We start from the raw sequence: 25263 nt of genomic DNA on the forward strand, positions 1-25263 counted from the left end.
GTCCGGTCGATATGTCAGCGTGCCGATATATCGACTCACCACTTCTGTCGATCCGTCGTCGTTCCCCGGAATCCTCCCCTCGCGCCCCGCGGTCCACGTCTCCCGCACCGCCCGGGACAGCCGCCCCGGGCGCCGTCCGGTACCACCCGTCAGTCCTTGGAGGGACCCCGTGTTCGATCTTTCCTCCGTCGACCTCCTCGACGCCTTCACCCGTGAGCTGGAGCTGTGCAAGCTCCACGAAGGTGAACATGTGGTCGTCCTCGCGGAGCCCGCCAGCCGCGGCGACTACGTCGCGGCCGCCTTCGGCGCCGCGAAGGCGTGCGGTGCCCATGTCATCGCCGCCACGGTGCCCGGCGGCAGCCCCGCCCCCATGCCCAGCACCCACACCGGCGCCGGGCCCGGGCTGACCTCGGTGCTCACCGACACCACCGCGCAGGACCTGCTGAAGTCGGCCGATCTGGTGGTCGACCTCACCCAGGAGGGCTTCATCCACGCCCCCGTCCAGCAGGAGATCCTCCGGGCCGGAACCCGCATCATCTTCGTCTGCGACGCCCCCGACGTGCTCATCCGCAATCTGCCCCGCCCCGAGGACAAGGATGAGGTCCTCGAAGGGGTCGGACTGCTGAAGCGTTCGGAGGTCATGCGGGTCACCTCCGCCGCGGGCACCGATCTGACCGTCCGGCTCAGCGGCGCCAAGCCCGAGTTCCAATGCGGTTTCGCCGATGACCCCGGCCGCTGGGACCACTGGCCCAGCACCATGGTGCTCTGCTGGCCGGAGATCTCCGACGGACAGATCGTGCTGGCCCCCGGCGACATCCTGCTGCCGTTCAAGGAGTACGTCCGGGACCCGGTCACCCTCCAGGTCGAGGGCGGGCACATCGAGAAGGTGTCCGGCGGCGCCGAGGCCGATCTGCTCGCCACCTTCTTCGACGACGCCCAGGACCGGTGGGCGCGCAGCCTGTCGCACATGGGCTGGGGCCTGATGCGCACCGCCGACTGGTTCGCCACCGCCATGTACGGCAAGGGCGATCTGATGGGCATGGACGCCCGGGCGTTCGCGGGCAACTTCCTGTGGTCCACCGGTCCGCATCCGGTTCTGGGCCGCGAATCCTACGCCCACCTGGACATCGCCATGCGCGGCTGCACGGTCTCGGTCGACGGCACCGGCGTCGTGGTGGACGGCGTCCTCCAGGACCGCTGATCCGCACCCCTCGCACCGCGGCCGTGGCCGCACGGACCGCACTCGGAAGCTGGAGGAGAAGTGGCGTCCACTCAGTCGTACGAAGTCACCATCGTGGGCGGCGGGCTCGGCGGGCTGACCGCGGCGCTCGCGCTGCGCCACCGCGGGCTGCGGGTCACCGTACTGGAGCAGGCGCCGGAGCTCGGCGAGGTCGGCGCGGGTATCCAGACCGCGCCCAACGCCAGCCGGGTGCTGCTCGGTCTGGGGCTGCGGCGCCACCTGGAGGCCATTCACACCGAACCCCTGGACCAGGTGCGGCGGCGGTGGAAGGACGGCAGTGTCATCGGGCTGACCCCGCTGGGCGAGCGCTGCGTCAGCGCGTTCAACGCCCCGTACTGGCACTACCACCGGGCCGATCTGCACCGGGTCATCATGGACGCCTGTGTGGACCCCGCGGGCCCCGGCCCGGCGGTGGCGCTGCACACGGACAGCAAGGTCTCCGGACTCGACACCACCGATCCGCGGCGGCCGGTGGCCGTCACCGAGGACGGACGGCGGTTCCCCTCGGACGTCACGATCGGCGCCGACGGGGTGCGGTCCCGGGTGCGCGATCTGATGGGCGCGCCGGACACCCTGGTGTTCTCCGGCGAGATGGCCTTCCGCACGCTGATCCCGGGTGAGCTGATCGCCGCCGATCCGGCGACCCGCTGGCTGGTGGACCGTTTCCAGAGCACCATCTGGTACGGGCCGGACCGGCATCTGGTGCACTACATGATCCGCGGTGGCGAATACCTCAACGTCGTCGCGTGTGTGCCGTGCACCGAGGAGGTGGCCGACCGCTGGACCGCGGTCTCCTCCACCAGGGACCTGGTGGACGCCTTCCCCGGCTGGGACGACCGGGTCCCGGCGATGCTGTCCAAGGCCAAGGACGACGTCACCTGCTTCGCCCTGTACTACCGCCGCCGGGACCCGGTGTGGACCGACGGCCGGGTGGCCCTGCTCGGCGACGCCTGCCACGCCATGCTCCCCTACCAGGCCCAGGGCGCCTCGCAGGCCATGGAGGACGCCGCGGTCCTGGCCGAGGAACTGGGCGCGGTCACCGCCGACGGCGCCACCGCGGCACTGCGCCGCTACGCCGACCGGCGCGCCAAGCACGCCGGCATGGTCCAGGAGGCTTCGCTGCGCAACAAGACCCTCTACCACCTCCCCGACGGGCCGGAACAGCGGGCCCGGGACACCAAGCTGCGCCACCGCTTCGACGGGGAGTCCGATCTCTCCTACGACTGGCTGTGGGGCGGCACCCCGCTCAACGATCCCGATCTGGGGGCCTTCTCCTACCAGTTCGCCCGCTGACCCTGCCCACCGCGGCCCGCGTCCGGATCACGTCCGCCCTGGTGCGGCACGTGTTCAACACGAACAACACCATGGAGCACACGTGAAGACGGGTAGTCAGATCGTCCAGGAACTCCCGTGGAGATGGGGAGTCCAGGGCAGGATATTCATCATCGGTGGCCTCGGCTATCTGTTCGACGCCTATGACATCGCCCTCAACGGCTTTCTGATGCCGCTGCTGGGCAAGGAGTTCGGCCTCTCGCTCTCCGGGCGCGGGCTGGTGGCCACCGCCAATCTCATCGGCATGGCCGTGGGCGCCATCGTCTGGGGCGGGATCGCGGACCGGATCGGGCGCAAGCGGGCGTTCAGCGTCACCCTGCTCATCTTCGCGGTGTTCTCGGTGCTGGCCGCCTTCTCCCCGAACTACCCGCTCTTCCTGGCGCTCCGCTTCCTCGCGGGGGTCGGCCTGGGCGGCTGTATCCCGGTGGACTACGCGCTGGTGGGCGAGTTCTCGCCGACGAAGTACCGGGGGCGGGTGCTCACCGCGCTCGATGTGTGGTGGCCGGTCGGGGTGACGCTGTGCGGGCTGGTCTCCACCGCGATGCTTCCGCTGGAGGGCAACTGGCGCTGGATGCTGACCACCATGACACTGCCCGCCCTGCTGCTGTTCTGGGTACGGCGCGGTATCCCCGAGTCACCCGTCTACCTCGCCGAGAAGGGGCGGGAGGCGGAGGCCCGGGAGGTCATCGACGACCTGGTGGCCCGGACCGGCGCACCCGTGGAGCCGTATACGATTCCGGCCCCCGCCGAGCGCCACGACCGGGTCCGGGGACCGGCCGCCGCCGTCGAACAGCTGCGGGGCATCTGGCGGTTCAGCCCGCGGATCACCTCGGCCGCCTGGCTCGTCTTCGCCACCGTGATGCTCGTCTACTACGCGGCGCTGAGCTGGATGCCGTCCATCCTCAAGGAGGAGGGCCAGGGCGACACCGCCGCCTTCTTCGGCACCACGCTGATGAGCGGGGTCGGCATCGTGGGCGTGCTGGTCTCGACCGTCCTGGTGGATGTCGTCGGCCGCAAGTGGCTCATCGGTGTCACCGCGCCGCTGGCCACCCTCGCGCTGGTGGTCTTCGCGACGGTGATGAAGCTGCCGACGGCACCCCTGGTCGCCATCGCGGTGTTCGGCTTCCTGATGCAGCTGACCATCCCGGCCATGTACGCGTACGTGTCCGAGATGTATCCGACACCGCTGCGGGCCAGTGGCTTCGGCTGGGCCTCCTCGGTCAGCCGGGTGCTCACCGGATTCGCGCCGCTGCTGTTCGGCTCGCTGATGTGGCCCGTGCTCGGACTGCCCATGACCTTCGCGGTGCTGGGCGTGGCCGTCCTGGCCTCGATGGTGTGGATGGCCGTGGCCGCCCCGGAGACCCGGGGCCGGGCGCTGGACGAGACCGGCGCGGCACCCGCCGCCCCGGCCCGACCCACCCCTGAGGAGGCGGTCCGCGCCTGACCGGCGGCGGACCGACGACGCGACAGGAGAGAGATGAAGCCCGCCCCGTTCGTCTACCACCGGGCCCGTGACGCCGTCGGCGCCACCCGGTTGCTGAGCGAGCTCGGTGATGAGTCGAAGGTCATCGCGGGCGGCCAGAGCCTGGTCGCGATGATGAGCTTCCGGCTCGCCCGGCCCCGGCACCTGGTCGACATCGCCGGCCTGAAGGAGCTCGACTATCTGCGCACCGGCCCCGACGGGGCACTGCACATCGGAGCGCTCACCACCCATCACACGGTGGAGACCGCGTCCGACGAGCGGCTGGGTACGGGTTTCGCGGTGCTGCGCACGGCGATGGAGTGGGTCGGCCATCTGCCGATCCGCACCCGTGGCACCGTCGGCGGCAGCCTGGCGCACGCCGACGCCACCGCCGAGTGGGCTCTGCTCGCGGTGGCGCTGGACGCCCAGGTGGTGGCCCTGGGGCCGCGCGGTGAGCGCCGGATCCCGGCCGCCGACTTCTTCCAGGGTTACTACACCACCGCGCTCGACCCCGATGAACTGCTGGTCGAGGTGGTCTTCCCACATCCGGAGCGGTACGCGGCGCTCACCGAATTCGCCGAACGCCGCGGGGACTTCGCGATCGTGTCCACCGTGGTGGCACTGGATCTGCGGGACGGCGCGGTGCACGGCGGCCGGGTGGCGCTGGGCGGTGTCGCACCGCTGCCGGTGCGGTCCCCGGCGGCGGAAGCGGTACTGGCCGGTGGCGGCCCGGCCGGTCCCGAGCTGTTCACCGCGTGTGCCGAGGCCGCCGCCGCGGCGGCCGATCCACCCGGCGACGGCAACGGGGACGCCGCCTACCGCACGGCCCTCATCCGCGAACTGGTCCGGCGCGCCTGCGAGGAGGCGGTTTCCCGGTGAACGACACCTCCGACGCACACCGGCGGGCCACCGCACACGGCCATCCGCCCGCCCCCGGCGGGGCGTGGATCGGCGCCTCGGTCGCCCGCCGGGAGGATCCCCGGCTGCTCACCGGCCGCGGCCGGTTCATCGACGACATCCAGCTGCCAAGGATGCTGCACGCGCAGTTCGTCCGCGCCACCGTCGCCCACGCGACCGTCACCGGGATCGATCTGTCGGCGGTGCGCGAGGTACCCGGTGTGGCGGCCGCGTTCACCGCCGAGGACCTGGAGCTCGGCGACATCACCGCCCGGCTGGGGCGTCCGGCCTCCGAGTTCGTCGCCACCGCCATGCCGGTGCTGGCCCGGGACCGGGTGCGCTTCGTCGGCGAACCGCTGGCCGTGGTGGTCGCCCGCGACGCCTACGCCGCGGAGGACGGTCTCGAGGCGGCGAAGGTGCGCTACGAGGTCCGCCCGCCGGTGGTCTCCGCCGAACGGGCCCTCGCCCCCGGGGCGCCCCTGGTCCACGACGAGGCACCGCGCAACACCCTGCTGAATGTGTCGATGTTCGCCACCGAGGGCATCGACGCCGTCTTCGACAGCGCTCCGCATGTGGTGCGGGTCCGGGCCAGGACCGGACGGCAGAACGCGCTGCCCCTGGAGACCCGGGGCGCCGTGGCGAGCTGGGACGCCCGGGAGGATCAGCTGCTGCTGCACACCTGCACCCAGGTGCCGCACCAGGTCCGCACGGTGGCGGCGCGCTGTCTGCGGCTGGACGAACGCGCGGTACGGGTGGTCGTCCCCGACATGGGCGGTGGCTTCGGTCTCAAGTGCGTGGTGGGGCGCGAGGAGATCGCGGTGGCGGCGGCCGCGCTGCGCCTGGGCCGCCCGGTCAAGTGGATCGAGGACCGCAAGGACGCCCTGACCGCGTCGTTCCTCGCCCGGGAACAGCAGTACGACGCGCGGGCGGCCTTCGACGCGGACGGCCGGATCCTCGCGCTGGAGGCCGACATCGTGTGCGACATGGGCGCGTATTCGTGCTATCCGTTCACCGCCGGGATCGAGCCGCTGATGGCCTCCGCCGAGATGCCCGGGGTGTACGAGGTCCCGGCGTACCGGGTGCGCGGCCGGGCGGTGACCACCAACAAGGCGCCCACCGCGCCGTACCGTGGGGTCAGCAGACCGCAGTACGTGATGGTGATGGAGCGGCTCTTCGAGCGCGCCGCGCGGGAGCTGGGGATGGACCCGGTGGAGATCCGGCGACGCAATGTCATCACCGACTTCCCCTACACGGGCGTCAACCGCATCACCTACGACCCCGGTTCCTACCGGGAGTCGCTGGATCTGTGCGAGCGGGTGGTCAAGGAGGAGGGCTGGTACACGGCCCGGGAGGAGGCGGCGGCCGAGGGACGCCATCTCGGCATCGGCTACGCGTGTTTCAGCGAGCGCACCGGCTACGGCTCCGCCGCCTTCGCCCAGCGCAAGATGGAGGTGGTCCCGGGCTTCGACATCTCCGAGGTCCGGATGGACACCAGTGGCGCGGTCGTGGTCACCACCGGGACGATGAGCCACGGACAGAGCCACGAGACCACGATGGCGCAGATCGTGGCCGATGAACTCGGCCTGGACATCGCCAAGGTCCGGATCCACCAGGGCGACACCGACCGCATCACCTACGGCTGGGGCACCTTCGCCTCCCGGTCCATCGCGGTGGGCGGCAGCGCGGTCCGGCTGGCCGCGGCCAAGCTGGGCGAGAAGCTGTGCCGGATCGCCGCGGCCCGCTGGGACCTGTCTCCCGAGGCGGTGGAGCTGGTGTCCGGCGGCATCCGCAGACGCGATGGATCCGGCGGGTTGCTGGGGTTCGAGGAGCTGGCGGACCTCGCCTATCTGAGGGCGCATCTGCTGCCCAAGGACCTGGAGCCGGGGCTGTCCGCCACCGCCACCTTCGACGTGTTCAACGACGGCACGTTCTCCAACGCCACCCATGGAGTGGTGGTGGAGCTGCATCCGGGCACCGGACAGGTGGAGATCCTGGCGTATGTGTGCGTCGAGGACTGCGGGGTGGCGATCAACCCGCAGGTGGTCGAGGGCCAGTGCCGCGGCGGTATCGCCCAGGGCATCGCGGGCGCGCTGTACGAGCAGGTGACCTATGACGAGCAGGGTGAGCCGTCGGCCACCAGCTTCATGGACTACAAGGTCCCCACCGCACGGGAGATCCCGGACGTGCTGATCCGCCATCTCGAGACACCGTGTGCCTTCACCGAGACCGGGGCCAAGGGCGCGGGCGAGGGGGGCACCATCGGGGCGCCCGCGGCCGTGCTCAACGCGGTCAACGACGCCCTGCGGCCCACCGGGACCGAACTCGACACCACCCCCATCACCCCGGAGACCGTGCAGCGCGCCTTCGGCCGGACCGTGGAGCACACCTCATGACCGACACCGCCCCGCGGGAGCGGCAGCTCATCACGCTCGACGTCAACGGCGAGCGCCATGAGCTGCTGATCGAGCCGCGCCGTACGCTCGTGGACGCCCTCCGCCACGACCTGCTGCTGACCGGCACCCACGTCGGATGCGAACACGGCATCTGCGGCGCCTGCACCGTCCTGGTCGACGGCAGCCCGGCCCGCGCCTGTCTGATGTTCGCCGCACAGGCCGAGGGGGCCCGGATCCGCACTGTCGAATCGCTGGCCGACGGAGCCGAACTCAGCGATCTGCAACGGGCGTTCAGCGAACACCACGGATTGCAGTGCGGTTTCTGCACCCCGGGGTTCCTGATGCTCGCCGAGGGTTTTCTCGCCGAGCGCCCGGAGGCGGCCAAGGAGGAGATCCGCGAGGTCGTGGCAGCCAACCTGTGCCGCTGCACCGGCTACCAGACCATCGTCGAGGCGATCGACGACTGCGCCGCCCGGCGCCGGAAGGAGACGTAGATGCACCTGTCCAGCACGGTCCCGGTCCCCGCCCCGCCGGACGCGGTGTTCGCCCTGGTCAACGATGTGGAGCGGGTCGCCTCCTGTATGCCGGGCGCCGCCCTCGACGGCCGGGACGGCGACACCTGGCGCGGCCGGGTGAAGGTCAAGGTCGGACCCATCACGGCCGCCTACGCGGGCACCGTCCGCTTCCTGGAGGTCGACGCCGAGCGGCGGCGGCTGCGGGTGCAGGCGCGGGGCGCGGACGAGCACGGCAACGGCGACGCGGAGGCCGAAGTCACCCTGGAGGTGGCGGAGACCGCCGAGGGGGCCCGGCTGGACATCTCCACCGACCTCGTCATCCGCGGCAAGATCGCCCAGTTCGGCAAGGGCGCGATCGGAGCGGTCTCCGACCGGATCCTCCAGCGGTTCGCCCAGAACCTGGGCGGGCTGCTGGACCAGGACCGGGCCGTCGGCGCTCCGGTGTCCCCCGCCCCGGTCGCCACCACCGCCCCTACCGCCTCCGCACCCGGCTCCCGTCCGCCCGCCCCCGCGGCGGACACCGAACTCGACGGTCTGTCACTGATCGCCGGTCCGGTGCTCACCAAATACGGCCCGCTGGCCGCGGCGTTCGCCTTCGGGCTGTTCGAGGGCTGGCTGCTGGGGCGGCTGACCACCCAGGAGAAGCAGTTGCGCGCGGCGGGGAGGGTCCGGTGACCGGGAGCACCTACGGCGAGGGGACCGACCGCACCTACGAGCGGGCCGGGTTCGGCGCGCCCGTGCGCCGGGGCGGCCGCCCGGCCGTGGTCGTCGTGGATCTCACCCGCGGCTTCACCGAGGACACCTTCCCCTCGGGCACCGATCTGACCGAGGTGGTGGCCGCCACCTCGACGCTCATCGACGCGGCCCGCCCGGCCGCGGTGCCGGTGTTCTTCACCGCCATCGCCTACTCCCCGGCCGAGGCCGCCGGGGACGCGGTCACCTGGCTGCGCAAGGCACCCGGGATGCGGGCGATGGCCGAGGGCAGCGACGCGGTGGCGCTCGACCCCCGGCTGCCGCGGCGGGAGGGGGATCCGCTGGTGGTGAAGAAGGGCGCCTCGGCGTTCTTCGGCACCTCGCTCGCCGCGATGCTCACCGGCCTCGGCCGCGACACCGTCCTGGTGTGCGGGGCGACCACAAGCGGCTGTGTCCGGGCCACCGCGGTCGACGCCGTGCAGTGCGGCTTCGATGTGCTGGTGCCGCGCGCGTGCGTCGGCGACCGCGCCAGGGGTCCGCACGACGCCGCGCTCTTCGACATCCAGGCCAAGTACGGCGATGTCATCGATCTCGCGGAGGCCACCGGCTATCTCGGCCGGCTGCCCGCCGCCCGTCCCGCCCCGGTCCTGTGACCGGCCGCCCCCAGGAGGTGCCCGTGCCCGAGCGGTCCGTCCTTCAGTCCGCGCTCGCCGATCTGGCCGATGTCCCTGCCACCGGACGGTGGGTCCGTTCGGGCCGGTTGCGGCTGCATGTGCTCGACTACGGCGGTCCCGGGGTACCGCTGGTCGTACTGCCCGGGATCACCTCACCCGCGATCACCATGGACTTCGTCGCCCGTGAACTGGTGGGCGCGGTACGGCCGTTGGTGGTCGACGTCCGCGGGCGGGGGCTGTCCGACGCGGGCGGGGCGTACGGCCTCGAGGAGTACGCCGAGGACACCGAGGCGGTGGTGCTCGGACTGGGGCTGGACCGTCCGCTGCTGCTCGGCCATTCCATGGGCGCGCGGATCGCGGTGGTGGTCGCGGCCCGTGGCAAGGTGCCGCTCCGGGGCACCGTACTGGTGGATCCACCGATGAGCGGGCCGGGGCGGGGGCCGTATCCGACGGCCCTTGAGACCTTTCTCGGCCAGCTGGACCAGGCGCTGCGCGGCACCGACGCGGACGAGGTGGCCCGCGCCTGGCCGCGGTGGCCGCGGCGGGAGCAGGAGCTGCGGGCCCGCTGGCTGTCGAGCTGTGCGCGGGAGGCGATCGCCGCCACCCACCGCGGTTTCGAGACCGAGGACTTCTTCGACTGGTGGCCCTCGGTGCCCGGTCCGACGGTGCTGCTGTACGGCGCGGAGAGCCCCGTGGTCACCGCGGCGGACGCGGAGGAGGCCGCCCGGATGAATCCTCCGGCGCGTCTGACGGCGATTGCCGGCGCGGGTCACATGGTGTTCTGGGACCGCCCGGCCGCCGCGGTCGCGGCCGTCCGCGAGGCGCTGCGTCCCCTGCTCGCGTGAGGGCGCGGTGCGCACCGGGCGAAGAAGGCGACACGGGTCGGAGCCGGATCACCGCCCGTGATTGAGTGAGGTCATGTCTGACGAAACCGCACCTGCCGAGTCCCTGCCGATAGCTCCCGCTGCCCTGACCGCCGCCCCCGGCTATCAGGTCCGCCGCCTGTACCAGGCGTATCTGGCGGTGTGGGTGCGCGCGGTCGACTCGACGCTGACCGGTCCGCAGTTCGCGGTGCTCACGGCGGTGGACGCGGCGCCGGGCCGCGACCAGCGGTCGATGGCGTCGGCGGTGGCCCTGGACACCTCGACCATGGCGGACGTGGCCCGCCGGCTGGAGAACCGGGGGCTGATCACCCGGCGGACCGCGGCCGAGGACGCCCGCCGCAAGCTGCTCTTTCTGACGGAGGAGGGCGAGCGGACCCTCCGGGCGGCCAACGACCGCGCCCGCGCCCTCGACGAGCGGCTGATGGCGCCGTACGGACCGGAGCGGCGCGACGAACTCATGCGTCTGCTGACGTCCCTCGCCGACCACTGGGAGGGACTGACCGAGGAGCCGTAACACCTCGCGCCGCCACGGTACGGGTGTCACGGATCCCGGATCACGACCGATGCGTCACGACCGACGTGTCATGAATCCGATGTCCGTGGAGGACCTCATGCCGGATCATCACATAGGGCTGATCGTGCCCAGTTCGAACCTGACGATGGAGACCGAGCTGCCGCGGATGCTGCGCGCCCGCGAGAGCGTTGCCCCCGAGGACCGCTTCGTCTTCCACAGCAGCCGGATGCGGATGCGGCATGTCACGCCCGAACAGCTGCGGGAGATGAACGCGCAGACCGAGCGGGCCGCCCTCGAACTGGCCGACGCCCGGCCCGATGTGGTCGCTTCGGCGTGTCTGGTGGCCCTGATGGCACAGGGGCCAGGCCATCACGAGGTGGCGGAGGCGGAGATCGCCGCGGTCCTCGACGGGCAGGGGGCGAAGGCACCGGTGGTCTCCAGCGCGGGCGCCCTGCTCGGCGGGATCGCGGCGCTCGGCGCCCGGCGGGTGGCCATCGTGACCCCGTACATGAAGGACCTGACCTGTCTGGTGGCCGGGTGCATCGAGGCCGCGGGGGTCGAGGTGGTGGACGCGCTCAGCCTGGAGGTGCCGGACAATCTGGCGGTCGCCCGGCTCGATCCGGCGGATCTGCGCGAGCACTGGAAGCGGCTGCGGCTGGACGACGCGGACGCGCTGGTGCTGTCGGCGTGTGTGCAGATGCCCTCGCTCGAGGCGATCCAGGCGGTCGAGGACGAGGCCGGACTGCCGGTGCTGTCGGCCGCGACCGCCACCGCCTTCCGGGTGCTGGACGCGCTCGGTCTGCCGCCGGTGGTGCCGGGCGCGGGGCGGCTGCTCAGCGGCGCCCGGTGCGGCGCGGCCATGTCCTGACGGGGTCCTGACGGCACAGGCGGTCAGGGCGCGGTGGCCGCGCGGCCCCGGCGACGTGCGGCCTTGGCGCTGTTGCCGCAGCGCCGCATGGAACACCACCGGCGCCGTCCGCTGCCACCGGGGTCGAGGTAGACCATCGAGCACAGCTCCGCCTCGCATTCCCGCAGGGCACCCCGCCGCTCGGGATCGCCGACCAGTGCGATGAGATCGCGGACGACGGCCGCTTGCGCCTCCCGGCCGGACAGCGGGCGGGTCACCGCCTCCACTCCGGCACCGGATCCGGGCATCCTCAGCCGTGGCGGCGGCGGGGCGGGGCGGGCCCGGGCGTTGAGCAGTGCCACCGACTCCGGGCGGGGCACCCGGTCGTGGAGTACGGCGGCCACCACGTCGTGGGCCGCCTCACGCACCGTGTGCAGTTCGGCGAGGAGACGGTCGGTGATCTCGTCGTCCCCGAGCCGCAGTCCGACACCGTGACACCAGTCGCGGAGCCGGTCGAGGGTGCCGAGCCGTTCGATCGGGACACCGGTCCGGCGGCCGAGGGTGGCGACGAGGTTCAGCGCGAGGCTGCCCGCGTCGAAGCGCAGCGCGCGCAACTGGGCGGTCACGCGCGGCCGGGGAGACTGTTCCGGTGCAACGTCCATCGCTATAAAGTAACCCCTCATACGGTTACCAAGGAGGGGTCATCATGAAGATTGCCGTGGTCGGGGCGGGGGGCGTCGGCGGATACTTCGGCGCCCGGCTGGCCGCCGCCGGAAACGACGTCACGTTCGTCGCGCGGGGCGCCCACCTCGCCGCGTTCCGGGAGCGGGGGCTCACGGTCCGCAGTCCGCTGGGCGAGCTGCGGGTACCGTCCGGCGCGGTGGTTCCGGCCATCGCGGACATCGAGGGGGCGGACCTGGTCCTGGTGGCCGTGAAGCTGTGGGACACCGAGGACGTGGCGCGGCAGTTGCGTCCGCTCGCCGAGAGCGGAGCGGCCGTGATCTCGCTCCAGAACGGCGTCCAGAAGGACACCGAGCTGCGCCGCCACCTTCCCGGGGAGTCGGTGCTGGGCGGGGTCTGCTACATCTCGGCGTTCATCGAGGAGCCGGGGGTCGTGGTGCACAACGGCACCTTGCAGCGGATGGTGTTCGGTGCGTACGGCGGCAAGGAGTCCGGCCCGGCCCGCGTGCTGCTCGACCGCTGTCTGGAAGCCGGGATCGACGCGGAACTCAGCGCCGACATCGAGCGTGTGATCTGGGAGAAGTTCGTGTTCCTGGTGGGGCTGTCCGCGACGACGACGGCCGTGCGGCAGCCGATCGGCGTGGTCCGCGGTGACGCCGGATCACGGTCCCTGCTGCACGAGGTGATGCGCGAGGTGGTCGCGGTGGGCCGGGCGAAGGGGGTCGCCCTGGACTCCGGCTTCGCCGAGGACCGCCTGGCCTTCTGCGACACCCTGCCCCCGGCCATGACCTCCTCGATGCACAACGACCTGGACCGCGGCAACCGTCTCGAACTGGCCTGGCTCAGCGGCGCGGTGGCGGCGCTCGGCGATGAACTGGGGATCGCGACACCACGCAACCGTGCCGTGGCCGACATCCTCTCCCCGTACGCGCTGGGCACACCGGTCGTCCCGGAGGCGTAGCCCGCACCGTGCCCGGGCCGCCCGTGCGGCGGCGGCCCGGGCCGGTCACGGGAACGATCACGCCGCGATGAACCACCCATCGCGCCGACCCTTGACGCTCCCTCATCGGGTCCGTAGCTTCGATTCAACTTTTGAAGATCCACCCGTCGACAGCACTCAACGCTCTTCAAGGGACGAAGGCTATGAATAGTGTGCGTAGACGTACGGTGCTCGCCGCGGTCGGTGGTACGGCCGTTGCGGGCGGAGCCGCGACCGGCACCGCCCGAGCCGATGGACCGCACGGCGGAACGGCCCCGGAGAGGAAGGCGGCGGACTCCGGCCGCCACGAGAACTCCGGCAAAGGCCCTCATGAGGCCAAGGTCCAGGCCCTGCTGGCGCGGATGACGGTCGAGGAGAAGCTCGGCCAGCTCCAGCAGTTGACCTGGGCCGGGAACACCGGGCCCGGCGGCGGCCAGACCGAGGCCGCGGAGGAGGCGGCCCGCAAGGGCAGGCTCGGATCCGTGCTCAACATCTACGGTGCGAAGTACACCAACGCCCTCCAGCGGATCGCGGTCGACGAGTCCCGCCTCGGCATCCCGCTGCTCTTCGGGCTCGATGTCATCCACGGCTTCTGGACCACCTTCCCGATCCCGCTGGCCCAGGGGGCCTCGTTCGACCCCGCGGTGGCCGAGCGGGACGCCGAGGTGTCCGCCAAGGAGGCCCGCTCCAACGGGGTGCACTGGACCTTCTCCCCGATGATGGACGTCACCCACGAGCCGCGCTGGGGACGCATCGCCGAGGGCAACGGCGAGGACCCCTTCCTCACCACGGCGTTCGCGACCGCCAAGGCCCGTGCCTACCAGGGCTCCGACCTGGCCGCGAAGGACCGGCTCGCGGCGTGCGCCAAGCACTTCGTGGCCTACGGGGGCGCCGAGGGCGGCCGCGACTACAACACCGTGGACGTGTCCGAGGCCCGGCTGCGCAACCAGTACCTCGGACCGTTCCGGGCGGCCGTCGAGGCCGGGATCGCCACCGTCATGGCGAGCTTCAACACCATCAGCGGGGTGCCCGCCCACGGCAACACCCACACGCTCACCGACATCCTCAAGCGGGAGTGGGACTTCGACGGCTTCGTCGTCAGCGACTACACCGGTGTCCAGGAGATGATCGCCCACGGTTTCGCCGCCGACGGCGCCGACGCCGCGCGGCTGGCGCTGGGCGCCGGTGTCGACATGGAGATGGTCAGCACCAACCTCGTCGACCACGGCAAACGGCTGCTGAAGAACGGGGAGATCTCGGCGGAGCGGCTGAACGACGCGGTGGCGCGTATCCTGCGGCTGAAGTTCCGGCTCGACCTCTTCGACCACCCCTACGTGGACGAGGACGCGGCCGTCGGCAAGCCCGGCAAGGAGGCCCGTGCGGCCGCCCGCGAGACCGCCGCACGGTGCATGGTGCTGCTCCGGAACGAGAAGTCGGCGCTCCCCCTGAACACCTCGGCCCGTACCCTCGCGGTGGTCGGCCCGTTCGGCGACTCCACCGACCTCCTCGGCACCTGGGCCGGGCCCTGGGGCGAGTCGTTCCCCGCGGTCACGGTCCTCGACGCGGTCAGGGACGCCGTGCCGAAGGCCGAGGTGACCTACGCCAAGGGCGTGGCCGCCGACGGCGAGGACACCGGTGGCATCGCCAAGGCGGTGGCGGCGGCCAAGGCCGCCGAGGCGACCGTCGTGGTGGTGGGAGAGGCGTCCGCGCTCAGCGGAGAGGCGAGCGCGCGCAGCGACATCAGCCTGCCCGGCGCGCAGGAGAAGCTGATCGAGGCCATCGCCGGGACCGGCAAGCCGTTCGTGGTGGTGCTGGTCAACGGGCGCCCGCTGACGATCGGCGGCTGGCTGGAGTCGGCGCCCGCCGTCCTGGAGGCGTGGCACCCCGGTATCGAGGGCGGACACGCCATCGCGGACGTGCTGTTCGGAAAGGTCAACCCCGGCGGCAAACTGCCGGTGTCCTTCCCGCGCGCGGTCGGCCAGGTGCCGATCCACTACAACCACGAGAACACCGGCCGCCCCTACGACCCGGACAACAAGTACACGTCCAAGTATCTGGATCTGCCGAACGGCCCGCAGTTCGCCTTCGGACACGGCCTGAGCTACACCACCTTCGACATCGGCGAACCCAGGCCGGCGGTGACCCGGATTCCGGCCGCCGCGCTGCGCAAGGGCGACACCGTCGAAGTGGCGGTGGCGGTGCGCAACACCGGGCGGCGCACGGGCGACGAGGTCGTCCAGCTGTATCTGCGCGATCCGGTCGCGAGCATCGTCCAGCCGGTGCGCCGGCTGTGCGGTTTCCGCCGGGTCACCCTCGACGCCGGGAAGTCCACCACCGTGCGCTTCCGGCTGAGCGCGGAACACCTGGGCTTCTGGACCCACGATCCCGCGGGGACGTTCGTGGTGGAGAAGGGCGAGATCCGGCTCTACGCGGGCAACAGCTCCCTGGCCAAGGGCGAGCGGACTCTCACCATCACCTGACTCTCACCATCACCTCAGAGGCCCGCCGGCCGGGAACCGTCCCGGCCGATGTGCGCCGGGGGCGGTCCCGCACCGGCCCCGGCGCGCTGTCCTCCCCGGGGGCGCGACCAGTTGGTTGTAGGGTGCATGCTGACCGCCTCGTCCGACGGAGAACACCTCCATGACCGCCGCCGCGCCCTGCCCCCGCTCCCCCGCGCTCCGCCCGGCGGAGGTGCCGTGGGCGGTGTGATCACGGGCTTCGGCGTCATCGCGAGCATCATCGCCACCGGCTATGTGCTCGGCCGCCGCGACGCACTGGGGGAGCACGGCCGGGAGGTGCTCACCCGGCTGTCCTTCGCCGTGGCGTCCCCCGCACTGCTGTTCACCACCCTCTCCCGGGCCGACCTGTCCGTCGTGGTCTCCACGCCCCTGCTCGTCACGGGCTTGAGCACCTGTGTGGTCGCCGGGGTGTTCGTCGCCATCGGGACGTTGCGCCGGTGGAGCGTCGGACGCACCACGATCGGCGCGCTGTGCTCGAGCTATGTGAACGCGGGCAACCTGGGTATCCCCATCGCCGTGTACGTCCTCGGCGACGCGGGGGTGGTCGCTCCGGTCCTGCTCTTCCAGCAGCTCGTCATGACACCGATCGCGCTCACCGTCATCGACCTCAGCCGCCCCGATGTCCGCTCCGTCGTGCGCCGGCTCACCACCCCGTTCCGCAACCCCATCGTCATCGGCTCGCTGTCCGGTGTTGCGGTGGCGGCCACCGGGTGGCGGGTCCCGGGGCCGGTGCTGGAGCCGCTGACCCTGCTGGGCGGGATGGCCGTACCGGCCGTACTCCTGGCCTTCGGCATCTCCCTGCCGGGCACCGCGCTGCCCGGCCGGGGCGCGGAGCGCGGGCCGGTGCTGCTGTCGGTGGCGCTGAAGTCGTTCGCCCAGCCGGTGGTGGCGTGGGCCATCGCGGCCGGGGTGTTCGGGCTCGGCGGACCCGCTCTCTTCGCCGCCGTCGTCACCTCCGCGCTTCCGGCGGCGCAGAACCTCTTCACCTATGCCACGCGCTACGAGACGGGCACCGTGCTGGCCCGTGAGTCGATCCTGCTGTCGACGCTCCTGGCGGCACCCGTACTGCTGACGGTGGCGGCCCTGCTGGGCTGAATCCGCACCGCCGCCGCGGGCCCGGAAATCCGGTTGGGTTTACCCCCAGAGCCCCGGGGCAGGCGCTCATACGTGCTTCGGACCGGAGGCACGCACCGCGGGAGACGTGTGACATCCCGCAGGATGCGGCCCCCACCGGTCCTGCCCACGCTCCCGCGATGGGGACCCGCTTCGGTCCCGGCAACCCCGTCAGACATCGCAGGAGGTGTGTTCCGTGACGACAGCAGCGCAGCAGAAGATGGCACGGCCCCAGACCGGCCCCACCAAGCACGCGCACGACGACGCACCTGACACCAGTGCGGAGTTCCGTGAGATCGCCCGTCTGCCCGACGGGCCCGAGAAGGAGGCGCTGCGGCAACGTGTCGTGGAGGCCTGGATGCCCATGGCCGAACGGCTGGCCCGCCAGTACCGCAACCGCGGCGAGTCCCTGGAGGACCTCCAGCAGGTGGCCGCGCTCGGTCTGGTGAAGGCCGTCAGGCGCTACGACCCCGAACACGGCACGGCCTTCGCGGGGTTCGCGGTGCCCACCGTGGTCGGGGAGATCAAGCGCCACTTCCGGGACCACCTGTGGGTGCTGCACGTCCCGCGCCGGGTCCAGGACCTGCGCAACCGGGTACGGACCGCGCACCGCGAACTGTCCCACTCCCTCGACGACCGCCCGCCGCGCACCGAGGAGATAGCCGAGCGCACCGGCCTCACCGAGAAGGAGGTGCGCGCCGGGATGGAGGCCATGGGCAGCTTCACCCCGCTGTCCCTGGACGCGCAGCTGACGGGGGCGGACGACGGCTACTCCCTGGTGGACACGCTCGGCGCCCAGGAGCCCGCGTACGACCGGGTGGTGGACCGCGAGGCCGTACGGCCCGGGCTGGCCCGGCTGCCCGACCGGGAGCGGGAGATCCTCTACATGCGTTTCTTCTGCGACATGACCCAGAGCCGGATCGCGGAGCAGCTGGGCATCTCCCAGATGCATGTGTCCCGCCTCATCAACCGCACCTGCTCGACCCTGCGCGACCAGGCGCTCGCCGAGACGGCCCGAGCGGCCTGAACGGACCGGGCGGGCCGGGCGGGCCGGGCGATCGACGCGGGCGCCTGGCTCGCGAACCGCCCGGGCCCCGTCCGGGCCCGGGCCTAGTGCGTCAGGGTCGCCTTGGCCGCCACGATGATCAGGCCGAGCAGCAGATTGCCCGCCCCGGCCACCACGGTCAGCCGCAGGGAGGCCCCGGCGCGCCGTACGGCCACGCTCGCCCAGCCGATCTGTTCGGCCACCGCGACGGCGAGTGCGAACCAGGCCGTGCCCTCCAGCCCCAGCCCCAGCAGCGGGCTGATCGCCACGGCCACGGCGGGGGGCACGGCCGCCTGGACGATGGGCCACTCGTGGAGGGCGACCCGGCGCACCTCCCGGCCGTTCAGCGGCTGTTCGCCCAGCCGCTCACCCGCGAGGCGGGCGTAGACATGAGCGGCCCAGAACACCAGCCCGGTGATGAGGAGCAGCGCGACCAGCTGGACCCGGGGGTAGGGGCCGGGGGTTCCGGTCCCGGCCACCACGGAGGCGGCCAGCAGCGAGCCGTAGACCGCGCCCGAGTAATCGCGGGGGCGTTGGGGCGCGGCGCGGCCAGGTCGTGCCGCGGTCTTCATGCGGTGCTCAGACCCAGGACGGGTCCCACCCATCCGGAGCCGTGGTCGAGCTGGTAGTCGAGGTTGACGGCGGCGTTGACCAGGGCGAGATGGCTGAACGCCTGGGGGTAGTTGCCCAGTTGCTCACCGGTGAGCCCGATCTCCTCGGAGAACAGTCCGAGGTGGTTGGCGTAGGTGAGCATCTTCTCGAACGTCAGCCGGGCCTGCTCCAGCCTGCCGGAGCGGGCGAGCGCGTCCACGTACCAGAAGGTGCACATGGAGAAGGTGCCCTCGGAGCCGACCAGTCCGTCGGGCGAGGCGGCCGGGTCGTACCGGTAGACGAGGCTGTCGGACACCAGGTCCTGGTTCATCGCGTCGAGGGTGGACAGCCACATGGGGTCGCGGGGTTCGACGAAGCCGATGAGCGGCATCAGCAGCAGCGAGGCGTCGAGCACGGGCGAGCCGTAGTGCTGCACGAACGCCTCGCGGGTCCGGTTCCAGCCGCGGTCCATGATCTGCTGATAGACGGAGTCCCGGGTGACCCGCCACATGGTCTGGTGGCTGGGGCGGCCGCGGCTCTCGGCGAGTCTGACGGCGCGGTCCAGCGCGACCCAGGACATCATCCGTCCGTAGGTGAAGTTCTGGCGGCCGCCGCGGGTCTCCCAGATGCCCTCCTCCGGGCGGTCCCAGTTGTCGCAGAGCCAGTCGACGACCCGGGACATCTCGGACCAGGCGCGGTGGCCGACGGTGATCCCGTGGGTGTCCGCGTGGAAGAGCGAGTCCATCATCTCGCCGTAGATGTCGAGTTGCAGCTGGTCGGCGGCGCCGTTGCCGATCCGGACCGGGCCCGAGCCGCGGTAGCCCTCGAAGTGGTCGAGGGTCTCCTCCACGAGCTCGGAGCTGCCGTCCACCCGGTACATGATCTTCATCGGTCCCGAGGCGTCACCCGCCTTCTCCACCACCCGGTCCCGCAGCCAGTTGGCGAACGCCTCGGCCTCGGCGGTGAAACCCAGCCCGAGCAGCGCGTAGATGGAGAACGAGGCGTCCCTGATCCAGGTGTAGCGGTAGTCCCAGTTGCGCTCCCCGCCGATCTGTTCGGGGAGCGCGGCGGTCGGGGCGGCCACCAGGGCACCGGTGGGCGCGTAGGTCATCAGCTTGAGGGTGATGGCGGACCGGGCCACCGTCTCCCGCCAGCGTCCGGTGTAGCGCGAGCCGCGTGTCCAGCGGCGCCAGAAGCGGGTGGTGGTGTCCAGCAGCCGCAGGATCTCCTCCTCGGGCACCCGCCGGGGAGGCACCGCGTGGCCCGCCTCGGCGGTGTCCAGGACAACGCCCGCGGCCTGGCCCGCGGCCAGGTCGAGGGTGGAGCGGATGTCCCCGTCGGCGGCGTGGATCTCGGTGTGCTCGCTGACCCGGTCTCCCGCGGGGTGCAGGGTGATGTCGACCGTGTCGCCGTGGAAGACGGCTCCCTCGTCGTGGAGCTTCAGGGCGTGGCGTTCGCGTCCGTAGCCCGGCCGGGGGCAGCAGTCCAGCTCGAACCGCATCCGGCCGCGCACCACCCGGATCATCCGGACCAGCCGGTGGCGGTCGGTGGCGGTGCCCGGGGCGACCGGCATGAAGTCGTACACCTCGCCGACGCCGTCCGGGGTCATGAACCGGGTGATGAGAATGGCGGTGTCCGGGAGGTAGAGCTGTTTGGTGATGTAGTCCGGATGTCCCGGGGTGATCCGGAAGTGTCCGCCGCGTCCCTGGTCGAGCAGGGCGGCGAAGACGCTCGGGGAGTCGAATCGCGGACTGCAGAACCAGTCGATCGTGCCATCGGTGGCCACCAGTGCCGCGGTCTGGAGATCCCCGATGAGTCCGTGGTCACTGATCTTCGGATAGGTGTCCATCGTGGGGTCCTCCCACCGGATTCGCCACCCGTGCTCAGCTCACGCACCATCGTCGCACCGCGCGCCCGGTCCCGCGCGCCGGACGGCACTCACCCCGCGTTGCGCCGCTGGAACGATGTGCATCGGCTCAGTGGGTGACCGTGGCGCCGTCGGAAGTGACGCCGCCGCCCGGGGCTGCGAGGGTCAGTGCGCCTACCGGTACGTCACCGTGAAGGAGAGCGCCAGTGAACGCCAGTGCCGAGCAGCCCCGTCCGATCCCGCTGCCCCCGCTGCTCACCGGGCAGAAGGCCCTGGTGACCGGGGCCAACTCGGGCATCGGCAAGGCCACGGCGCTCGCCCTGGGCCGCGCGGGCGCCGATGTGGTCGTCAACTACGTCTCCGACCGCCCCTCGGCCGAGGCCGTGGTCAAGGAGATCGAGGGCCACGGGGTGCGGTCCTTCGCCCACCAGGCGGACGTGTCCCAGGAGGACCAGGTGGTCGACATGGTCAAGGCCGTGGTCGACCGCTTCGGCACCTTGGACATCCTGGTGTCCAACGCCGGGCTCCAGCGTGACGCCCCGACGGTGCGGATGACCCTGGCGGAGTGGCGACAGGTCCTCGATGTCAATCTCACCGGCCAGTTCCTCTGCGCCCGGGAGGCGATCAAGGAGTTCCTGCGGCGCGGGGTGGTGCCGGAGGTGTCCCGGGCGGCCGGGAAGATCGTCTGTATGAGTTCGGTCCACCAGATCATCCCGTGGGGCGGACATGTGAACTACGTGTCGTCGAAGGGGGGTGTGGCGATGATGATGCAGACCCTGGCACAGGAGCTCGCCCCGCAGCGGATCCGGGTGAACGCGGTGGCGCCCGGTGCCATCAAGACCCCCATCAACCGCAGCGCGTGGGAGACCCCGGAGGCGCTGGACGATCTGCTGTCCCTCATCCCCTACGGACGGATCGGCGTCCCGGACGACATCGCCAACGCGGTGGTACTGCTCGCCTCGGACCTGTGCGACTACGTGGTGGGCACCACCCTCTACGTGGACGGCGGAATGACCCTCTTCCCCGGCTTCGCGACCGGCGGCTGACGGAACACCACGCCCCGCCCGGCTCGGTCGAGGGCGGTGTGCACGGCGGTCGGGGCATGGCCGGGGACGGTGGCGAGTTCCTCGAACTCGACCACGTTGTCCAGTTCGGTGCCCATGGCCACGTTGGTGACCCGTTCGAGGATGATCTCCACCATCACCGGCACCCGGTACTCGGCCATCAGCTTCTTGGCCTCCTCCAGCGCCGGAAGGATGTCCCGCGGCTCATGGACCCTGATGGCCTTGCAGCCCAGCCCCTCCACGACCTTCACATGGTCGACCCCGTAGCCACCCAGCTCGGGGGCGTTGACGTTGTCGAAGGAGAGCTGGACGCAGAAGTCCATGTCGAAACCGCGCTGGGCCTGGCGGATCAGGCCCAGATAGGCGTTGTTGACGACCACATGGATGTACGGGATCCGGAACTGCGCCCCGACGGCCAGCTCCTCGATCATGAACTGGAAGTCGTAGTCGCCGGAGAGCGCCACCACGGCGGCCTCCGGATCGGCCGTCGCCACCCCGAGCGCGGCCGGGGCGGTCCAGCCCAGCGGACCGGCCTGACCGGCGTTGATCCAGTGCCGGGGGCGGTAGACGTGCAGCAGCTGGGCGGCCTGGATCTGAGACAGACCGATGGTGCTGACATAGCGGGTCTCCCGGCCGAACGCCCGGTTCATCTCCTCGTAGACCCGCTGCGGTTTGACCGGCACCTCATCGAAGTGGGTTCTGCGCAGCAGGGATCCCTTGCGCCGCAGACAGCTCGCGGCCCAGGCGGAACGGTCCTCGAGCGAGCCGGTGCGCCGGAGCTCACGGGCGGCGGTGACGAACAGCTCCAGGGCGGCCCCGGCATCGGAGACGATGCCGAGGTCGGGCGCGAACACCCGGCCGATCTGGGTGGGTTCGATGTCCACATGGACGAAGGTCCGGCCCCGGGTGTAGGTCTCGATGCCGCCGGTGTGGCGATTGGCCCAGCGGTTGCCGATGCCCAGCACGAAGTCGGACTCCAGCAGGGTGGCGTTGCCGTACCGCTGGGAGGTCTGGACGCCGACCATACCGGCCATCAGCGGATGGTCGTCGGGGATGGATCCCCAGCCCATCAAGGTGGGCACCACCGGCACCCCGGTCAGCTCCGCGAACTCGACCAGGAGGGCGGACGCGTCGGCGCCCACCACTCCGCCGCCCGCGACGATCAGCGGACGTTCCGAGGACTGGAGCATCCGCAGGGCCTTGTCGATCTGCGCCCGGGTCGCGGACGGCCGGTAGACGGGCAGCGGTGCGTAGGTGTCCGGGTCGAACTCGATCTCGGCCATCTGGACGTCGACGGGCAGGTCGATGAGGACCGGGCCGGGCCGCCCGGAGCGCATGAGGTGGAACGCCTGCTGGAACGCGCCCGGCACCTGGGCGGGTTCGAGGACGGTCATGGCCATCTTGGCCAGCGGCCCGGCGACCGCGGCGATGTCGACCGCCTGGAAGTCCTCCTTGTGCAGGGCGGCCACCGGCGCCTGGCCCGTGACGCACAGGATCGGGACCGAGTCGGCGCCCGCCGAGTACAGCCCGGTGATCATGTCGGTGCCGGCCGGGCCGCTGGTGCCCACGCACACCCCGATGTTCCCGGCCCTGGCCCGGGTGTAGCCCTCGGCCATGTGCGAGGCGCCCTCGACATGCCGGGCGAGGATGTGGGTGAGGCCGCCGTCGCCGCGCATCGCGGCGTAGAAGGGGTTGATCGCCGCACCGGGGAGCCCGAAGACGTGGGTGGTGCCTTCACACTTCAGGATCTCCACCGCTGCCCGGGCCGCGGTCATGCGCGCCATGAGGTTGCTCCTGGGATCGGACCGGTTCTCCGGATGCGCTGATTATTCTTCCGCATCACGGAATTCCAATTCTGCTGAACGGAAAAGATGGTCCATGGCGGGAGGGAGCCCGTCAAGGGGCGCGCACCGGTGGTTCAGCCCTCCCGCCGGTAGAGGTCGGTCAGCAGGGCCACGGCGGCCGGTGCGGCCGGATGGGGGTCGTCCCGCCACCAGATGAGCCGCACCGGGATGGGCGCGGCGTCCCGCAGCGGCCGGAAGACGATCCCGGCCCGCGGGTACTGGGTCACGGTGGACTCGGCCGTGATCCCGATACAGCGCCCGGTCGCGATGACGGAGAGCCAGTCGTCGACGTCCTGGGTGTACTCCATGACCGGACGGCGGTCCGGCGGCCACAGATCGGCGGTGGTGGTGCCGGTGCGCCGGTCGATGACCAGGGTGCGGTCGCCGGTCTCGGCGAGCCGGATGGAACGGCGGCGCGCCCACGGGTCGTCGGCGGCCATCGTGCAGTAGCGCCGCTCGAGCCCGACCACCACACTCTCGATCCGCCGGTCCTCGGGCTCGGTGCGGACCACGGCGATGTCGCAGGCGCCCTCGGCAAGCCCTCCCGTCGCGGAGTTGGTGCGCACCAGATGCAGTTCCACGTCCGGGCGCGCCGCGGGCCAGCGGCGCTGGAACTCCAGGGTGTGGCGGCCCATGGCCGACCAGGCGTGGCCGATCCGCAGCCTGCTGTGCCCGGTGGCGGCCTCGCGCACCAGGTCGTCGGCCTCGGCCAGCAGACGGCGGGCACGGGAGAGGACCTGGGTGCCGGCCGCGGTGGGCACCACCTCCCGGCTGGTGCGGCGCAGCAGCCGTACGCCGAGCACGGCTTCGAGCGAGGCGAGGGTACGGGAGACGGCCGCCTGGGAGACGCCCAGGTCGATGGCGGCGTCGGTGAAGCTGCCCGCGTCGGCGATCGCGACGAGGCAGCGCAGCTGCCGTAGTTCGAGACTCATAACTCAAGCGTATGGATTACGCGTCCCATGCATTTTGTGAAAGGACGGCATGGTCTCACGCTCGACGCATGCGGACGATGACGCGCGGGCGGCGGACGGCCCAGGCCGGTGTCGATGGCGGGGCCGGTGTCGGTGCCGGGAACGGGATCGAGGGAGGCGGGACTCCGGGTTCCGCCGGGGACGGCGGGGGCCGCCGTCTCGCGGGGATCGCGATGATGTGCGGCAGCGGGCTGTCCAACCAGACCGGTGCCGCGATCGGCGCGCTGGCCTTCCCGGTGATCGGTCCGGCCGGGGTGGTGGCGGTGCGGCAGTGGGTGGCGGCGGTGGTGCTGCTGTCCGTCGGACGGCCGCGCCTCCGGTCGTTCACCGCCCGGCAGTGGCGCCCGGTGCTGCTGCTGGCGGCGGTGTTCGCCACGATGAACCTGTCGCTGTACAGCGCGATCGACCGGGTCGGCCTCGGCCTGGCGGTGACGCTGGAGTTCCTCGGCCCGCTGGCGGTGGCGCTGGCCGGTTCCCGACGGGCCGTGGACCTGGCGTGTGCGCTGGTCGCCGCGGCCGGGGTGGTGACCCTGACCCGGCCGCAGCCGTCCACCGACTACCTGGGCATCGGCCTGGGCCTGCTGGCCGCCGTGTGCTGGGCGTCCTACATCCTGCTGAACGGAACGATCGGGCGCAGGCTGCCGGGAGCCGAGGGTTCGGCGGCCGCCGCCGGGCTGTCGGGACTGCTGTTCGTGCCCGTCGGCACCGTGGTCCTGCTCCACCATCCGCCGACCGGACCGGCGCTGGTCTGTGCGGCGGTCGCGGGGGTGCTGTCCTCGGCCGTGCCGTTCGTCAGCGATGTGCAGGCCCTGCGGCGGGTGCCCGCGCGGTTCTTCGGGATCTTCATGAGCGTCAACCCGGTGCTGGCCGCCGTGGTGGGCCTGGTCGTGCTGGGCGAGTCGCTGACGTGGAGCGCCTGGACGGCCATGGCCGCCGTCGTGGTCAGCAACGCGGTCAGCGTCCTGGCATCGGGGCGCCGCGCCGGGTGACGCGTCGGCGGGGGGACGGACGGGTGCCTAGTGGGTCTGGATCCACCACGCCATCAGGCCAATGGCCGCGGTGCCGGATGCGTACGAGGCGCCGCGGACGAAATTCGCCGCGGCGAGCCGGCCGTATCGACGCCATCTGCTGCTGGAAC

General features: G+C 71.7%; 22 protein-coding genes. 17 read left to right on the plus strand and 5 right to left on the minus strand.

The genetic code is table 11. The annotated features are described in order from the left end of the window. Nucleotides 1–169: 169 nt before the first annotated feature. The 11 genes from HUT19_RS03635 to HUT19_RS03685 all read left to right on the plus strand — a co-directional run bounded on the left by HUT19_RS03635 (nt 170) and on the right by HUT19_RS03685 (nt 11472). Nucleotides 170–1201, plus strand: a complete 1032-nt coding sequence (locus HUT19_RS03635) for a hypothetical protein (protein ID WP_176179033.1) — start codon at nt 170–172, stop codon at nt 1199–1201. A gap of 60 nt (nt 1202–1261) precedes the next feature. After that, entirely contained in the window at nt 1262–2533 is a 1272-nt protein-coding gene (locus tag HUT19_RS03640; RefSeq protein ID WP_176179034.1) for an FAD-dependent monooxygenase, read from the plus strand. An 82-nt stretch (nt 2534–2615) separates the two neighbouring features. Further along, nucleotides 2616–4016 carry an MFS transporter gene (locus HUT19_RS03645; RefSeq protein WP_176179035.1) on the plus strand — a complete coding sequence of 467 codons (1401 nt, stop codon included), beginning with the start codon at nt 2616–2618 and terminating at the stop codon, nt 4014–4016. Between the two features lie 33 nt (nt 4017–4049). Further along, nucleotides 4050–4913, plus strand: a complete 864-nt coding sequence (locus HUT19_RS03650) for a xanthine dehydrogenase family protein subunit M (protein ID WP_176179036.1) — start codon at nt 4050–4052, stop codon at nt 4911–4913. A gap of 68 nt (nt 4914–4981) precedes the next feature. Then, nucleotides 4982–7324 (plus strand): xanthine dehydrogenase family protein molybdopterin-binding subunit, encoded by a 2343-nt coding sequence (locus HUT19_RS03655; RefSeq protein ID WP_217712357.1) that lies wholly within the window; start codon nt 4982–4984, stop codon nt 7322–7324. After that, nucleotides 7321–7818 carry a (2Fe-2S)-binding protein gene (locus tag HUT19_RS03660; protein ID WP_176179038.1) on the plus strand — a complete coding sequence of 166 codons (498 nt, stop codon included), beginning with the start codon at nt 7321–7323 and terminating at the stop codon, nt 7816–7818. Before HUT19_RS03655 ends, HUT19_RS03660 begins: the two co-directional genes overlap by 4 nt. Further along, a complete protein-coding gene (locus HUT19_RS03665) occupies nt 7819–8514 on the plus strand; it encodes an SRPBCC family protein (RefSeq protein WP_176179039.1) in 696 nt (231 codons plus the stop codon). Further along, nucleotides 8511–9185, plus strand: coding sequence for an isochorismatase family protein (locus HUT19_RS03670; protein WP_176179040.1), 675 nt, complete (start codon nt 8511–8513; stop codon nt 9183–9185). Before HUT19_RS03665 ends, HUT19_RS03670 begins: the two co-directional genes overlap by 4 nt. 17 nt (nt 9186–9202) lie before the next feature. Further along, nucleotides 9203–10051 (plus strand): alpha/beta fold hydrolase, encoded by an 849-nt coding sequence (locus HUT19_RS03675; protein WP_176179041.1) that lies wholly within the window; start codon nt 9203–9205, stop codon nt 10049–10051. A gap of 73 nt (nt 10052–10124) precedes the next feature. Continuing rightward, the gene (locus tag HUT19_RS03680) at nt 10125–10604 is read left to right on the plus strand and encodes a MarR family winged helix-turn-helix transcriptional regulator (RefSeq protein WP_176179042.1); all 480 of its coding nucleotides are present in this window, start codon (nt 10125–10127) and stop codon (nt 10602–10604) included. A 97-nt stretch (nt 10605–10701) separates the two neighbouring features. Next, complete coding sequence (locus HUT19_RS03685; RefSeq protein WP_176179043.1) at nt 10702–11472, plus strand: aspartate/glutamate racemase family protein; 771 nt, start codon at nt 10702–10704, stop codon at nt 11470–11472. 23 nt (nt 11473–11495) lie between these two features. Here HUT19_RS03685 and HUT19_RS03690 read toward each other — a convergent pair whose 3' ends face one another. Next, on the minus strand, nt 11496–12113 hold the full coding sequence (locus HUT19_RS03690) for an ABATE domain-containing protein (protein WP_176179044.1): 618 nt from the start codon (nt 12111–12113) through the stop codon (nt 11496–11498). Between the two features lie 44 nt (nt 12114–12157). Between HUT19_RS03690 and HUT19_RS03695 the strand changes: the two genes are divergently transcribed. The 4 genes from HUT19_RS03695 to HUT19_RS03710 all read left to right on the plus strand — a co-directional run bounded on the left by HUT19_RS03695 (nt 12158) and on the right by HUT19_RS03710 (nt 17770). Further along, nucleotides 12158–13093 carry a ketopantoate reductase family protein gene (locus tag HUT19_RS03695; protein ID WP_176179045.1) on the plus strand — a complete coding sequence of 312 codons (936 nt, stop codon included), beginning with the start codon at nt 12158–12160 and terminating at the stop codon, nt 13091–13093. Between the two features lie 182 nt (nt 13094–13275). Next, on the plus strand, nt 13276–15591 hold the full coding sequence (locus HUT19_RS03700) for a glycoside hydrolase family 3 N-terminal domain-containing protein (protein WP_176179046.1): 2316 nt from the start codon (nt 13276–13278) through the stop codon (nt 15589–15591). A gap of 216 nt (nt 15592–15807) precedes the next feature. Further along, entirely contained in the window at nt 15808–16725 is a 918-nt protein-coding gene (locus HUT19_RS03705) for an AEC family transporter (protein WP_176179047.1), read from the plus strand. 238 nt (nt 16726–16963) lie between these two features. Next, entirely contained in the window at nt 16964–17770 is an 807-nt protein-coding gene (locus tag HUT19_RS03710) for a SigB/SigF/SigG family RNA polymerase sigma factor (protein ID WP_176186441.1), read from the plus strand. Nucleotides 17771–17853: 83 nt separating this feature from the next. Here the strand turns inward: HUT19_RS03710 and HUT19_RS03715 are convergent, their stop codons facing one another. Both HUT19_RS03715 and HUT19_RS03720 read right to left on the minus strand, forming a co-directional pair. Further along, nucleotides 17854–18360 (minus strand): hypothetical protein, encoded by a 507-nt coding sequence (locus tag HUT19_RS03715; RefSeq protein WP_176179048.1) that lies wholly within the window; start codon nt 18358–18360, stop codon nt 17854–17856. After that, nucleotides 18357–20228: a glycoside hydrolase family 15 protein gene (locus HUT19_RS03720; RefSeq protein ID WP_176179049.1), complete on the minus strand. Its 1872-nt coding sequence runs from the start codon at nt 20226–20228 to the stop codon at nt 18357–18359. The genes HUT19_RS03715 and HUT19_RS03720 overlap by 4 nt, the downstream gene beginning before the upstream one ends. A 224-nt stretch (nt 20229–20452) precedes the next feature. On the opposite strand from HUT19_RS03720, the gene HUT19_RS03725 reads away from it, so the two are divergent. Next, nucleotides 20453–21292, plus strand: coding sequence for an SDR family oxidoreductase (locus HUT19_RS03725; protein WP_254885420.1), 840 nt, complete (start codon nt 20453–20455; stop codon nt 21290–21292). Here HUT19_RS03725 and gcl read toward each other — a convergent pair. Continuing rightward, the gene (gene gcl, locus HUT19_RS03730; RefSeq protein ID WP_176179050.1) at nt 21241–23094 is read right to left on the minus strand and encodes a glyoxylate carboligase; all 1854 of its coding nucleotides are present in this window, start codon (nt 23092–23094) and stop codon (nt 21241–21243) included. The genes HUT19_RS03725 and gcl overlap by 52 nt on opposite strands. Before the next feature lie 134 nt (nt 23095–23228). Further along, complete coding sequence (locus HUT19_RS03735; protein WP_176179051.1) at nt 23229–24086, minus strand: LysR family transcriptional regulator; 858 nt, start codon at nt 24084–24086, stop codon at nt 23229–23231. Between the two features lie 212 nt (nt 24087–24298). Here HUT19_RS03735 and HUT19_RS03740 point away from each other — a divergent pair, with 212 nt between their 5' ends. After that, on the plus strand, nt 24299–25114 hold the full coding sequence (locus HUT19_RS03740; RefSeq protein ID WP_254886115.1) for a DMT family transporter: 816 nt from the start codon (nt 24299–24301) through the stop codon (nt 25112–25114). Nucleotides 25115–25263: the final 149 nt, after the last annotated feature.

Origin of the sequence: Streptomyces sp. NA02950 (genome assembly GCF_013364155.1) — a bacterium.
Classification (GTDB): domain Bacteria; phylum Actinomycetota; class Actinomycetes; order Streptomycetales; family Streptomycetaceae; genus Streptomyces.